Raw genomic sequence first — 11,115 nt, 5'->3', positions numbered from 1 at the left:
AGGCACTCAGCCGAGCTGGCCGAGCGCCTGGATCAGGTTGTCGACGATGGCGTAGAGCGACCACAGTCCGATCAGCGACAGCACCACCAGGATCAGGGTCTGCCACCAGCGGTTGACGTGCTCATCGAGCATGAACTGACGCGAGCTGGTCATGCGTAGCACCCCGAAGAGGATCGGCGGCAGCAGGATCGCGGTGATCACGCTGGTACCGAATACGCTGAGATAGACCAGATTGGGCGCCTGCGGCATGCAGATGAACAGCGGCACCACGATGAACGCGGCGATCAGCACGCGGTTGTACCAGGGGTCCTCGGCCGGCTTGGCGAACGCCTTGCCCCGGCGGGTGGCCAGGTGCAGGCCGTTGAACATCAGATTGGCGAAGCCGCGGGCGTTGGCTGGAAAGCTGGAGAAGGCGGCCAGGAACAGGCTGATCCACAATAGCGCCGGCCCCATGGGACCGACTGCCATCTGCATCATGGTGGCGAGATCGTTCTCGTTGGAGACGGTCATCCCGGTGCCGCGAATGGTCTCCGCCGCGACCACCCAGAAGAGCACGTTGATGATCAACAGCGGCAGCATGCCGGCCATCAGATCGAACTGCTGAAGGCGGCGATAGCGCGGGCCGTTCCAGCCGCGCTCGTCCATGAAATAGGGGTAGAGCAGGTTGAGCGCCGAGCCGCCGATGGTGCCGATGGTAGCGATGGCGATGAAAATGGCATCGAACGGGCCATTGTCGGCCGGGATCGAGAAGGTCAGCCCCTTGGCCATTTCGACCAGATCGATATGCCCGGTGGCGACGATGGCGCCGACGAAGGTGGCGATGATCACCACCGAGGCGATGCGCGCGGTCCACTCCAGCCACTGATAGGCGTTGCGCCGCGCGAGCATGACGATGGTCGCCACCACCACCACGGTGCCGCCGACGAAGTAGCCCCAGGTGGCGCCGCCGAGCTCGCCGGAGAGCTGATAGAGCGCCACTGCACAGGCGCGCAGAAAGCTCATCTGGATGATGATCCCGTAGAAGAAGATCGCCACGCCGAAGAACATCGGAAAACCGCGCCATACGCGCTGGAAGCCCTGTAGCACCGAGGTATCGCCGAAGCGATTCTCCAGCTTGTACTTGGCGATGGCGGAGATCATGCAGTAGCGCGCGAACAGCGCCACCACCAGGGTCCACATCAGGGCGTAGCCGTAGTTGGCGCCGGACACCGTCGAGCTGACTAGGTCCCCGGTGCCCAGAAATGCCATCGCCAGGACCAGGCCCGGGCCGATACAGCGGATGTATTCGCCCGCGGTGCGCGGCAGCAGCGGCGCCGACTGCGGGCCGACATCGCTCGCGCTGGCCGGCTCGCGCATCGAAGTCCGTGACATGAGGGCACTCCATTTTGATTGTTTCGATCTTTGGGTTTGGCAAAATCTGATCGAAACGATCCATAAGGGCAAGCCGTTCATTCTTATACATAGGTCTAATCTTGTTCTCCACATACCATTTTTAAATTTAAAATCAATTTGTTGGTCGGGTTTTTCAGGGTTCGACATAGCGCTGGGCAACGCCTCTGTTCTATGATCGATGCGATCATTCTGGCGACAAGGGAGGCGACTCATGCGCATTCTGATCACGGGGTGCAGTTCCGGCATCGGCGAGGCCACCGCCCGACGGCTGCTGACGGCGGGGCATGAGCTGATCGGGGTCAGCCGGCATCGGCCGGCACTGGCGGCGAGCGGCATCGACTGGATCGAAGCCGACCTGAGTGATCCCGACCTCGACCCCGCCGAGTGGCTGCGCCCGGAGCTGGCGGTGGCCGGTGTGGTGCACGCTGCTGGCATCATGCATACCGGCGTGCTGGGGCGCCGCGATGCACAGGGCGCGGCGGCGATGTGGCGGCTGCACGTCGAAGCGCCGGCGCGCCTGCTCGATGCGCTGACCCGCCAGGCGCACCCGCTCAGGCGGGTGGTGCTCATCGGCAGCCGTACCCAGCAGGGGGCTGCGGGCAAGAGCGACTACGCCGCGTCCAAGGCGGCTCAGCAGGGGCTGGTGCGGAGCTGGGCGCGGGAGCTGCTGAGCGCCCCGGCGACGGTCAATCTGGTGGCTCCCGGTGCTACCGACACGCCGATGCTGCGTGATCCCGCGCGCGCTGACGTCGCCCCGGCGCTGCCGCCGATGGGGCGCTTCGTTACCCCGGAGGAGGTCGCCGCGTGCGTGGCATTTCTGTTCGACGACGAGGCGCGCTCGATCACCGGCCAGACCCTGACCGTCTGCGCCGGCGCCTCTCTGTAGGGTAGGGTGCGACTGCCGGCGCGCGGCAGCGATGCGCGTGCTACCCTCGCGCCATGTCTGCCAACGCCCCCCAACTCCGCCCCTATCAGACCCAGGCCGTCGACAACGTCATCGCCCACTTTCGCGGCAGTGACGACCCGGCGGTGGTGGTGCTGCCCACGGGCAGCGGCAAGTCGCTGGTGATCGCCGAGTTGGCCAGGCGTGCGCGGGGGCGCGTACTGGTGCTGGCGCACGTGCGTGAGCTGGTCGAGCAGAATCACGCCAAGTACCTCGCCTACGGGCTAGAGGCGGATATCTTCAGTGCCGGCCTCAAGCGCAAGGAGAGCGCGCGCCAGGTGGTGTTCGGCTCGGTACAGTCGGTGGTCAACGGCCTCGAGGCGTTCGCCGCCGGTGACTTCACCCTGCTGGTGATCGACGAGTGCCACCGGGTCGCGCTGCGCCACGGCGGGGCGGAGTCCGAGACACAGACGAGTGCTGCGGAGCGGGCGCGGGCATCCTCGAGCTATGCCCAGGTGATCGCCCGGCTGCGCCAGGCGCGGCCCAATCTCAAGATTCTGGGGCTGACCGCCACCCCCTACCGGCTGGGCGAGGGCTTTCTCTACCACCGCCACTACCACGGCATGGTCAAGGGGCCGGAGGACGCCTTCTTCCGCGACTGTGTGTTCGAGCAGCCGCTGCGGGTGATGGTGCGCCAGGGCTATCTGGCCGAGCCGCGGCGCCTCGACGCCGCCTTGGCGTTCTACGATTTCTCGCAGCTCACGGCGCAGCGCAATGGCCAGTTCGCCGAGCGCGACCTGAACGGGGTGGTCCAAGGCAACCGCGCCACGCCACAGATCGTGGCCGACGTGATCGAGCGCGCCCGCGACCGCGAGGGCGTGATGATCTTCGCCGCCACTGTGGCGCATGCCGAGGAGGTGCTGGGCCTGCTGCCGGCGGAGGCCAGCGCCCTGGTCACCGGAGCGACGCCGGGGCCGGAGCGCGAGCGACTGATCGCCGCCTTCAAGGCACGCGAACTCAAGTACCTGGTCAACGTGGCGGTGCTCACCACCGGCTTCGACGCACCTCACGTCGATGTGATCGCGATCCTGCGGCCGACCGAGTCGGTGGGGCTCTATCAGCAGATCGTCGGCCGCGGCTTACGGCTCTCGCCCGGTAAGCGCGACTGCCTGGTGCTCGATTACGCCGGCAACCCGTGGGATCTCTACGCCCCCGAGATCGATCAGGTGCGCCCGGACAGCGAGAGCGAGCCGGTCCAGGTCGAGTGCCCCGAGTGCGGCTTCGCCAACACCTTCTGGGGCAAGCGTGATGGCGAGCTGGTGATCGAGCATCACGGCCGCCGCTGCCAGGGGCTGCTATCCACACGCGACGCTGTCGATCGCGCCCAACCCGGCGCGCAAGACGACAGGTCGAACCCGGAAGCGTCAGCCGGTGTCGGCGTGGGTGTGGGTGTGGGTGCGAATGAAAGCCGGGGCGCGGCTTCGGGTGCCAATAAAGGCGAGGGCGCGGCTTCGGGCGCCAGTAATAAAGTGCAGTGCACCTTTCGCTTCCGCTTCAAGGTGTGCGAGCAGTGCGGCGGCGAGAACGACATCGCTGCACGCGCCTGCGGCCACTGCGGTGAGCGTCTGGTCGACCCCGACGACAAGCTGCGCGATGCGCTCAAGCTCAAGCACGCCAAGGTGCTGCGGGTCAGCGGCATGCAGCTGCAGGCGACCACCAACGGCCGCGGCGTGCCGCGTCTCAAGGTCACCTACCACGACGAGGATGGTGACACCCTGGACGAGTGGTTCGGCCTCGAGACCCGGGCCCAGCGCCACGTCTTCGCGCGGGTCTTTCTGCGCCAGCATCTGCGTGCTCCGGGCAGCGACTGGCAGCCCGCCTCGGCCGAGGAGGCTGCTGCCGAAGCGCATCGCCTGCGGGCGCCCGACTTCGTCATCGCGCGCAAGAGCGGCCGCTACTGGCGCCTGGGCGAGAAGCTGTTCGACTATGCCGGGCGCTATCGCACCGCCGAAGCGGCGGGTGGCTGAACCGAGACGATCGTTCACCGGCTAATTGTTTCACGAAGTCGGGTCGGATTGGCTAGAATGCACGGGCGTTCGCTGGAGCGCCACGCCACTCGATTCAAGGAGCTCACCATGAGCTGGACGACCCCGGAAGTGAAGGAAATCTGCGTCGGCATGGAAATCAACGACTACATGCCCGCCGAGTTTTGAGTTCGGCAGCAGGTGCAGGCGAAGCCGCGGGTCTGCGGCTTCGTGTGCTGGGGGCGGCCGCCGGTGGCGGCTCCCCGCAGTGGAACTGTCGTTGCGAGGTGTGCCGCCTGGCCTGGGCCGGCGACCCGCGCATCACCCCGCGCACGCAATCCTCGATTGCCATCAGTCGCGACGGCGAGCAGTGGGCGCTGATCAACTGCGCGCCCGAGATTCTGGCCCAGATTCGACAAAACCCGGTGCTGCAGCCGCAGCACGGTGACCGCCATACCCCGATTCGCAGCGTGCTGCTGACCAACGCTGACGTCGATCATATCGGCGGGCTGCTCAACCTGCGCGAGCGCTCGCCGTTCCGGCTGCTGGCCACGCCGTCGATCCAGGCGGTGCTCGAGGCCAACCCGATTTTCGGCGTGCTCAACGCCGAGTGTGTGACCCGCGAGCCGGTGGCCCTGGAAACCGCCTTCGAGCTGCTCGACGGCGTCAGCGCAAAACTCTTCGCGGTGCCGGGCAAGACCGCGCTCTACCTGGAAGGCGACACGGTCGAGATCGGCGTCGAGGGCGAGGATACCGTGGGCGTGGAGTTCATCGGCGCCGGCTCGCGGGTCTACTACATCCCCGGCTGTGCGGCGATGACCCCGGCCCTTGCCGCAAGGCTGGAGGGCGCCGACCTGGTGCTGTTCGACGGCACCCTGTGGCGCGACGACGAGATGATCGCCGCCGGTGTCGGGGTCAAGACCGGGGCGCGTATGGGGCACATGTCGATGTCGGGCGACGCGGGCAGTATCGCCGCCTTCGCCGAATTGGCGGTGCGCCGGCGCGTCTTCGTGCATATCAACAACACCAACCCGGTGCTGATCGAGGGCTCGCCAGAGCGCGCCCAGGCCGAGAACGCGGGTTGGGAGATCGCCTACGACGGCATGGAGCTTGCGTGTCGCAGCTGAAAGTCGAGAATCATCCCGATCTGGTCGAACCCCTGAGCATGGCAGCGCTGGAAGCGCGCCTGCGCGAGGTGGGCGAGACCCGCTATCACCATCGCCATCCGTTCCAGCTGATGCTGCAGAACGGCGAGCTGGACAAGCGCCAGGTGCAGGCCTGGGCGCTCAACCGCTACTACTACCAGGCGATGATCCCGATCAAGGATGCGTCCTTGATCGCGCGTCTCGACGATCCCGAGCTGCGCCGCATCTGGCGCGCCCGGCTGGTCGACCATGACGGCGAGGCGCCGGGCGAGGGTGGCATTGCGCGCTGGCTGAAGCTGACCGATGGCCTGGGACTGGCGCGTGAGCTGGTGGTTTCGACCCGCGGCATCCTGCCGGCCACGCGCTTCGCGGTGGAGGCTTACACCTACTTCGTGCGCGACCGCACGCTGCTGGAAGCGGTGGCTTCTTCGCTCACCGAGCTGTTTTCGCCGATGGTGATCGGCCAGCGGGTGCGCGGCATGCTGGCCCACTATGACTTCGTGTCGGCCGAGACCCTGGCCTACTTCGAACCGCGCCTGACCCAGGCGCCGCGGGATGCGGAGATGGCGCTGGATTACGTCAAGCGCCACGCCCAGCGTGCCGACCAGCAGCAGGCGGTGATCGATGCGCTGCGCTTCAAGTGCAGCGTCCTGTGGGCCATGCTCGATGCGCTCCAGTACGCCTACGTGGCGCCTGGCCAAGTCCCGCCGGGCGCCTGGAACGGCGAGGCTGAAAGGGGAGGGCAGCCGACATGAATCCATCAGCGCCAGCACTCGCCGAAGAGGCGATCGTACGTCTGCCGCGCGGCGTGAGACTGCGTGAAGACAAGGCCCGCGGCGGCTGGGTGCTGCTCGCGCCGGAGCGCGTGTTCCAGCTCGATCCGGTGGCCCGCGAGGTCCTCTCGCGGGTCGACGGCGAACGCGATATCGGCGCCATCGTCGATGATCTGGCCGCCACCTTCGCGGCCCCGCGCGAGCGCATTCTCGGCGACGTGCGCGCCATGCTCGCCGATCTGATCCTCAAGCAAGTGCTGGAAGTGGCATGAGTCATCTCGATGATTCTGTCCGTCCCGCGCCGCCGCTCGGCATGCTGGCGGAGCTGACCCACCGCTGCCCGCTGCAGTGCCCCTACTGCTCCAACCCGCTCGAACTGACGCGCAAGCGCGACGAACTCGACACGGCAACCTGGCAGCGTGTCTTCGCCGAAGCCGCCGAGCTGGGCGTGCTGCAAGTGCATCTTTCGGGCGGCGAGCCGGCGGCGCGGTCGGATCTCGAAGCGCTGGTGGCGAGCTGCGTCGAGCACGGGCTCTACACCAATCTGATCACCGCCGGGGTCAATCTCTCGCGGGCGCGGCTCGATGCCCTGGCCGAGGCCGGGCTCGACCATGTGCAGCTCTCGATCCAGGGCGCCACTGCCGAGGTCAACGATCGCATCGCCAATCTGCCCGGCGCGTTCGAGAAGAAGCGCGCCTTTGCCGCCGAGGTCACCGACGCCGGCCTGCCGCTGACCCTCAACAGCGTGATCCACCGCCACAATCTGCACCAGCTGCCCGAGCTGGTGGAACTCGCGCTCGACCTGGGCGCACGGCGCCTGGAGATCGCCCACGCCCAGTACTACGGCTGGGCGCTGGAGAACCGCGCCGCGCTGATGCCACCGCGCGAGCAGGTGATGGAGGCGCTGGCGCTGGTCGAAGCCGCGCGGGAGCGGCTCGCGGGCAAGCTGGTGATCGATGCCGTGGTGCCGGACTACTATGCGCGCCTGCCCAAGCCGTGCATGAACGGCTGGGGGCGGCAGTCGCTCAACGTCACTCCGGCAGGGCGCGTACTGCCGTGCCACGCGGCGGAGACGATTCCCGGACTCGCGTTCTGGAACGTGCGCGAGCACTGCCTGGGCGAGATCTGGTACGACAGCCCGGCGTTCAACGCCTATCGCGGCACGGCTTGGATGCCGGATACCTGCCAGAGCTGCGAGCGGCGCGAGATCGACTGGGGCGGCTGCCGTTGCCAGGCGCTGGCGCTCACCGGCGACGCCCGCCAGATGGACCCGGTGTGCGAACTTTCGCCCTACCATGACCAGATCCAGACGCTGGCGATCGTCGACGCCAGCCGTGACGCCGAGTTCCGCTATCGGCGCTTCGCTCGCGAGGGGCGGTGACTGGCTTCCCCCGGTCCCGAGACGTCTCACCCCGACCCGCTATCCGCGGCCCGCTATCCCGCCGTCCGCCATCCCTTGTTAGACTGCCGAATTGGCGTTGAGCGATTTCATCCAGCACCCGGCGGGGAGGCGGCATGCGCGTGATCGATTCCGAGCAGGAGCCCGATGCCGCCGAGGCGGCATCCCCTGAGCAGTTGCCGCTGGATTTCGTGGTGCGGGTCAATGGCGAGACGCTGACCCAGCTGCCCGAGGATCTCTACATTCCCCCGGAGGCGCTCAAGGTCTTTCTCGAGACCTTCGAGGGGCCGCTGGATCTGCTGCTCTATCTGATCCGGCGCCAGAACCTGGATATCCTGGCGATCAACGTCGCCGCGATCACCCATCAGTACGTCGAGTACGTCGAGCTGATGCACGCGATGGAGATCGATCTCGCCGGCGAGTATCTGGTGATGGCGGCGATGCTCGCCGAGATCAAATCGCGCAGCCTGCTGCCGCGCCCGCCCAAGGCGGCGGAGGATGACGACGAGGAGGACCCCCGCGCCGAGCTGATCCGCCGGCTGCAGGAGTACGAGCAGCTCAAGCTCGCCGCCGAGGAGCTCGACGCCTTGCCGCGCCAGGGGCGCGACTGGCATCCGGCCCAGGCGGCGCTGCCCACGCTCACGCCGCGGGTGGTGCATCCGGACGTCGAGCTGGGCGAGCTGCTCGGCGCGCTGGGGCAGATGCTAAAGCGTGCCGACCTGCGCCAGTCGCATCGTATCAGCCGCGAGGCGTTGTCGACCCGGGATCGCATGCAGGCGATCATGCAGCGGCTGCGTGCCGATCAGTTCACCCCGTTCGAGGCGCTTTTCACCCCCCGCGAAGGGCGCGCCGGGGTGATCGTCACCTTCATGGCGATTCTCGAATTAGCGCGTGAGTCGATGATCGAAATCGTGCAGAATGCGCCGCTCTCGCCGATCCACGTGCGTGCACGGCTGGCGCTGGAGGCGGGCGCCGAGGCCGCGTTCGACGCCGACGACATGACAGACGCCGCGGCGGACGAGTCGATCTTCGAGACCGATGGCGTGAGCGACAGCGACGCGTCGTCCGGCCGACAGCAGCGATAGCGAAGCGATACCATGAACCGTCTGACCGATCCCTACGTGACGCCGGCGCTCGACGAGATTCTCGAGGCCGTGCTGCTGGCCGCGGGCGAGCCGCTGTCGCTGGAGCGGATCGAGGCGGTGTTCGACGAGGGCAAGCCGCCCTCGCGGGCGGCGATCCGGGAGTCGCTCAACAAGCTCTCCGAGCGGCTGCTGGCGGGTGGGGCGCTGGAGCTGATGGAGTCCGCGTCCGGCTATCAGGTGCGTATTCGCCAGCGCTACTCGCCGTGGGTCTCGCGGCTGTGGGACGAGCGCCCGCAGCGCTACTCGCGGGCACTGCTGGAGACCCTGGCGCTGATCGCCTATCGTCAACCGGTGACCCGCGGCGACATTGAAGAGGTGCGTGGCGTGGCGGTGTCGAGTTCGATCATGCGCACCCTGATCGAGCGCGGCTGGATACGCGCCGTGGGCCAGCGCGACGTTCCCGGGCGCCCGGCGGTCTATGCCACCACGCGGGCCTTCCTCGACGCCCTGGGGCTGAAGAGTCTCGATGCGCTACCGCCGATGCACGAGCTGAAGCATTTCGAGACCTTCGAGACCGCGCTGCACACACCGCCGACGGAGGACACCGTAGCCGCCGACCAGGCGCCTGCGGCAGAGACCGAGAGCCCTGCGGCGGAGAGCGAGAGACCTGCGGCGGAGAGCGAGAGACCTGCGGCGGAGAGCGAGACGCCGAGCGGTGACGAACAGACAGTATCTTCGGCAGCGTCGGCAGTGCCCGACGCAGGCGAGCACGCCGAGACGGCGTCCCCCGGCCAGTCGTTGAGTTTTGCCGAGCTCGACGCACGTCTGGCCGAACGCGCCCGCCAGCGCCAGGCGGTGGAGCCCGACTCCGCCGCCGACGCCACGGACGCGGACACCCCGGAAGCCTCGGACGAACAGGATCCCTGAGCCTGGCTTCCCGCAGCCGATGAGGCATCGATAGACCCATGACAGACACCAATACCGAAAAACTGCAGAAAGTACTGGCCCGGGCCGGCTACGGCTCGCGCCGTGAGATGGAGACCGCGATCGGCGCGGGGCGCATCAAGGTCAACGGCAGCGTTGCCACCCTGGGCGACCGGGTCGGTGCCCGTGACCGGATCACCCTCGACGATCGTCCGGTCAACCTGCGCGCCAACGACGAGGTGCCGCGCCGGGTGATCATGTACAACAAGCCGGAAGGCGAGCTGTGCACGCGCAAGGACCCGGAAGGGCGGCGCACCGTGTTCGAGCGGCTGCCGCGCCTGAAGGGCGAGCGCTGGATCGCGATCGGGCGTCTCGACATCAACACCAGCGGGCTTCTGCTGTTCACCACCGACGGTGAGCTGGCCAACCGGCTGATGCACCCGTCGCACCAGATCGAGCGCGAATACGCCGTGCGCGTCATGGGCGAAGTGCAGCGTGAGCACGTGGTCAATATGGTCGAGGGCGTGATGCTCGAGGATGGCCCGGCGCGCTTCACCGATGTCCAGGAGTTCGGCGGCGAGGGCATCAACACCTGGTTCCACGTGGTGATCCTGGAGGGTCGCAACCGCGAGGTGCGCCGGCTGTGGGAGTCCCAGGGGCTGACCGTGAGCCGGCTCAAGCGTGTGCGCTACGGCAATATCTTCCTCGACAAGCGCGCCAAGGCCGGCGAGTGGCTCGAACTCTCCCAGGACGAGATCGACGAACTCTCCACCATGGCCGGGCTGGAGCCGCGCAAGGTGCCGGAACTGACCCCGGACGAGAAGAACCGCTGGAGCCGCGACAAGAACAAGCGGCGCCCGGTCACGGCGATGAAGAAGCCGCGGCGGCCGCGTCGCGACGCCTGATCTCGCGGCGGTTTGACCATAGCCGGGCCCGCGTCTGCGCGACGCGGGTTCGGCTTGGGGCCTTCGCCGGCTCTTGGTGAGTTCTCGCCTGTGCTTGATGGGTTCTTGGCGGGTTCTTGGCATCGGACCCGCGGTGTGCAACCGGCGCGGGCAAGGTGGGAAAAAACGCTTGCCTGCTCCGAGGCTTACCATTAGTATGTGCGCCCAGTCGGTAAGGGTCGTTAGCTCAGTTGGTAGAGCAGTTGGCTTTTAACCAATTGGTCGTAGGTTCGAATCCTACACGACCCACCACCGCCGACGGGTCGATGCAGTTTGCAAGTTTGGGTCGTTAGCTCAGTTGGTAGAGCAGTTGGCTTTTAACCAATTGGTCGTAGGTTCGAATCCTACACGACCCACCATCGATCTCCCCTATCGCCGTTCTCGGCAACCGATTCGACACCCTCGTCGATCGTCTGCAATGGGTCGTTAGCTCAGTTGGTAGAGCAGTTGGCTTTTAACCAATTGGTCGTAGGTTCGAATCCTACACGACCCACCATTGCTTCTTCGTTTTCGCTCTCCCTTGCACGTCGCCCCGTTTCCAGTTGC

Annotated in this window: 11 protein-coding genes and 3 tRNA genes; 13 read left to right on the top strand and 1 reads right to left on the bottom strand. The window is 66.9% G+C overall.

Annotation, left to right across the window (positions count from 1 at the left end):
• Window positions 1–6 precede the first annotated feature (6 nt).
• Entirely contained in the window at window positions 7–1,371 is a 1,365-nt protein-coding gene (locus ABV408_RS17075; RefSeq protein WP_353980087.1) for an Nramp family divalent metal transporter, read from the bottom strand.
• Between the two features lie 232 nt (window positions 1,372–1,603).
• On the opposite strand from ABV408_RS17075, the gene ABV408_RS17070 reads away from it, so the two are divergent.
• The 13 genes from ABV408_RS17070 (at window position 1,604) to ABV408_RS17010 (ending at window position 11,065) form a co-directional block, all read left to right on the top strand.
• Window positions 1,604–2,278, top strand: a complete 675-nt coding sequence (locus tag ABV408_RS17070; RefSeq protein ID WP_353980086.1) for an SDR family oxidoreductase — start codon at window positions 1,604–1,606, stop codon at window positions 2,276–2,278.
• A gap of 53 nt (window positions 2,279–2,331) precedes the next feature.
• Window positions 2,332–4,302 (top strand): DEAD/DEAH box helicase, encoded by a 1,971-nt coding sequence (locus tag ABV408_RS17065; protein WP_353980085.1) that lies wholly within the window; start codon window positions 2,332–2,334, stop codon window positions 4,300–4,302.
• Between the two features lie 57 nt (window positions 4,303–4,359).
• Entirely contained in the window at window positions 4,360–4,488 is a 129-nt protein-coding gene (gene pqqA / locus ABV408_RS17060) for a pyrroloquinoline quinone precursor peptide PqqA (RefSeq protein ID WP_353980084.1), read from the top strand.
• Between the two features lie 44 nt (window positions 4,489–4,532).
• Window positions 4,533–5,426 (top strand): pyrroloquinoline quinone biosynthesis protein PqqB, encoded by an 894-nt coding sequence (gene pqqB / locus ABV408_RS17055; RefSeq protein ID WP_353980083.1) that lies wholly within the window; start codon window positions 4,533–4,535, stop codon window positions 5,424–5,426.
• On the top strand, window positions 5,414–6,199 hold the full coding sequence (gene pqqC / locus ABV408_RS17050; RefSeq protein ID WP_353980082.1) for a pyrroloquinoline-quinone synthase PqqC: 786 nt from the start codon (window positions 5,414–5,416) through the stop codon (window positions 6,197–6,199). Before pqqB ends, pqqC begins: the two co-directional genes overlap by 13 nt.
• Window positions 6,196–6,489 (top strand): pyrroloquinoline quinone biosynthesis peptide chaperone PqqD, encoded by a 294-nt coding sequence (gene pqqD, locus ABV408_RS17045; protein ID WP_285950644.1) that lies wholly within the window; start codon window positions 6,196–6,198, stop codon window positions 6,487–6,489. Before pqqC ends, pqqD begins: the two co-directional genes overlap by 4 nt.
• Window positions 6,486–7,598 (top strand): pyrroloquinoline quinone biosynthesis protein PqqE, encoded by a 1,113-nt coding sequence (pqqE, locus tag ABV408_RS17040; protein ID WP_353980081.1) that lies wholly within the window; start codon window positions 6,486–6,488, stop codon window positions 7,596–7,598. Before pqqD ends, pqqE begins: the two co-directional genes overlap by 4 nt.
• A 134-nt stretch (window positions 7,599–7,732) precedes the next feature.
• Window positions 7,733–8,701 carry a ScpA family protein gene (locus ABV408_RS17035; protein ID WP_353980080.1) on the top strand — a complete coding sequence of 323 codons (969 nt, stop codon included), beginning with the start codon at window positions 7,733–7,735 and terminating at the stop codon, window positions 8,699–8,701.
• A 12-nt stretch (window positions 8,702–8,713) separates the two neighbouring features.
• Window positions 8,714–9,628 carry an SMC-Scp complex subunit ScpB gene (gene scpB, locus ABV408_RS17030; RefSeq protein ID WP_353980079.1) on the top strand — a complete coding sequence of 305 codons (915 nt, stop codon included), beginning with the start codon at window positions 8,714–8,716 and terminating at the stop codon, window positions 9,626–9,628.
• 38 nt (window positions 9,629–9,666) lie between these two features.
• Window positions 9,667–10,530, top strand: coding sequence for a 23S rRNA pseudouridine(2605) synthase RluB (gene rluB, locus ABV408_RS17025; RefSeq protein ID WP_353980078.1), 864 nt, complete (start codon window positions 9,667–9,669; stop codon window positions 10,528–10,530).
• A 215-nt stretch (window positions 10,531–10,745) separates the two neighbouring features.
• Window positions 10,746–10,821 (top strand) — tRNA-Lys (locus ABV408_RS17020).
• Between the two features lie 31 nt (window positions 10,822–10,852).
• Window positions 10,853–10,928: transfer RNA gene (locus ABV408_RS17015), tRNA-Lys, on the top strand.
• A gap of 61 nt (window positions 10,929–10,989) precedes the next feature.
• Window positions 10,990–11,065: transfer RNA gene (locus ABV408_RS17010), tRNA-Lys, on the top strand.
• Window positions 11,066–11,115 lie beyond the last annotated feature (50 nt).

It is taken from the genome of Salinicola endophyticus (genome assembly GCF_040536835.1).
GTDB classification, from domain to species: Bacteria; Pseudomonadota; Gammaproteobacteria; order Pseudomonadales; family Halomonadaceae; genus Salinicola; species Salinicola endophyticus_A.
Note: the sequence above shows the minus strand (reverse complement) of the source record. Positions and strands in the feature narration are given on the sequence as shown.

What these genes read in the sequence shown, in the direction of transcription:
- pqqD (WP_285950644.1), top strand. Translation starts at nt 6,196, where the DNA reads ATGAATCCATCAGCGCCAGCACTCGCCGAAGAGGCGATCGTACGTCTG.
- ABV408_RS17035 (WP_353980080.1), top strand. Translation starts at nt 7,733, where the DNA reads ATGCGCGTGATCGATTCCGAGCAGGAGCCCGATGCCGCCGAGGCGGCA.
- pqqE (WP_353980081.1), top strand. Translation starts at nt 6,486, where the DNA reads ATGAGTCATCTCGATGATTCTGTCCGTCCCGCGCCGCCGCTCGGCATG.
- scpB (WP_353980079.1), top strand. Translation starts at nt 8,714, where the DNA reads ATGAACCGTCTGACCGATCCCTACGTGACGCCGGCGCTCGACGAGATT.
- ABV408_RS17075 (WP_353980087.1), bottom strand. Translation starts at nt 1,371, where the DNA reads ATGTCACGGACTTCGATGCGCGAGCCGGCCAGCGCGAGCGATGTCGGC.
- ABV408_RS17070 (WP_353980086.1), top strand. Translation starts at nt 1,604, where the DNA reads ATGCGCATTCTGATCACGGGGTGCAGTTCCGGCATCGGCGAGGCCACC.
- ABV408_RS17065 (WP_353980085.1), top strand. Translation starts at nt 2,332, where the DNA reads ATGTCTGCCAACGCCCCCCAACTCCGCCCCTATCAGACCCAGGCCGTC.
- pqqA (WP_353980084.1), top strand. Translation starts at nt 4,360, where the DNA reads ATGCACGGGCGTTCGCTGGAGCGCCACGCCACTCGATTCAAGGAGCTC.
- rluB (WP_353980078.1), top strand. Translation starts at nt 9,667, where the DNA reads ATGACAGACACCAATACCGAAAAACTGCAGAAAGTACTGGCCCGGGCC.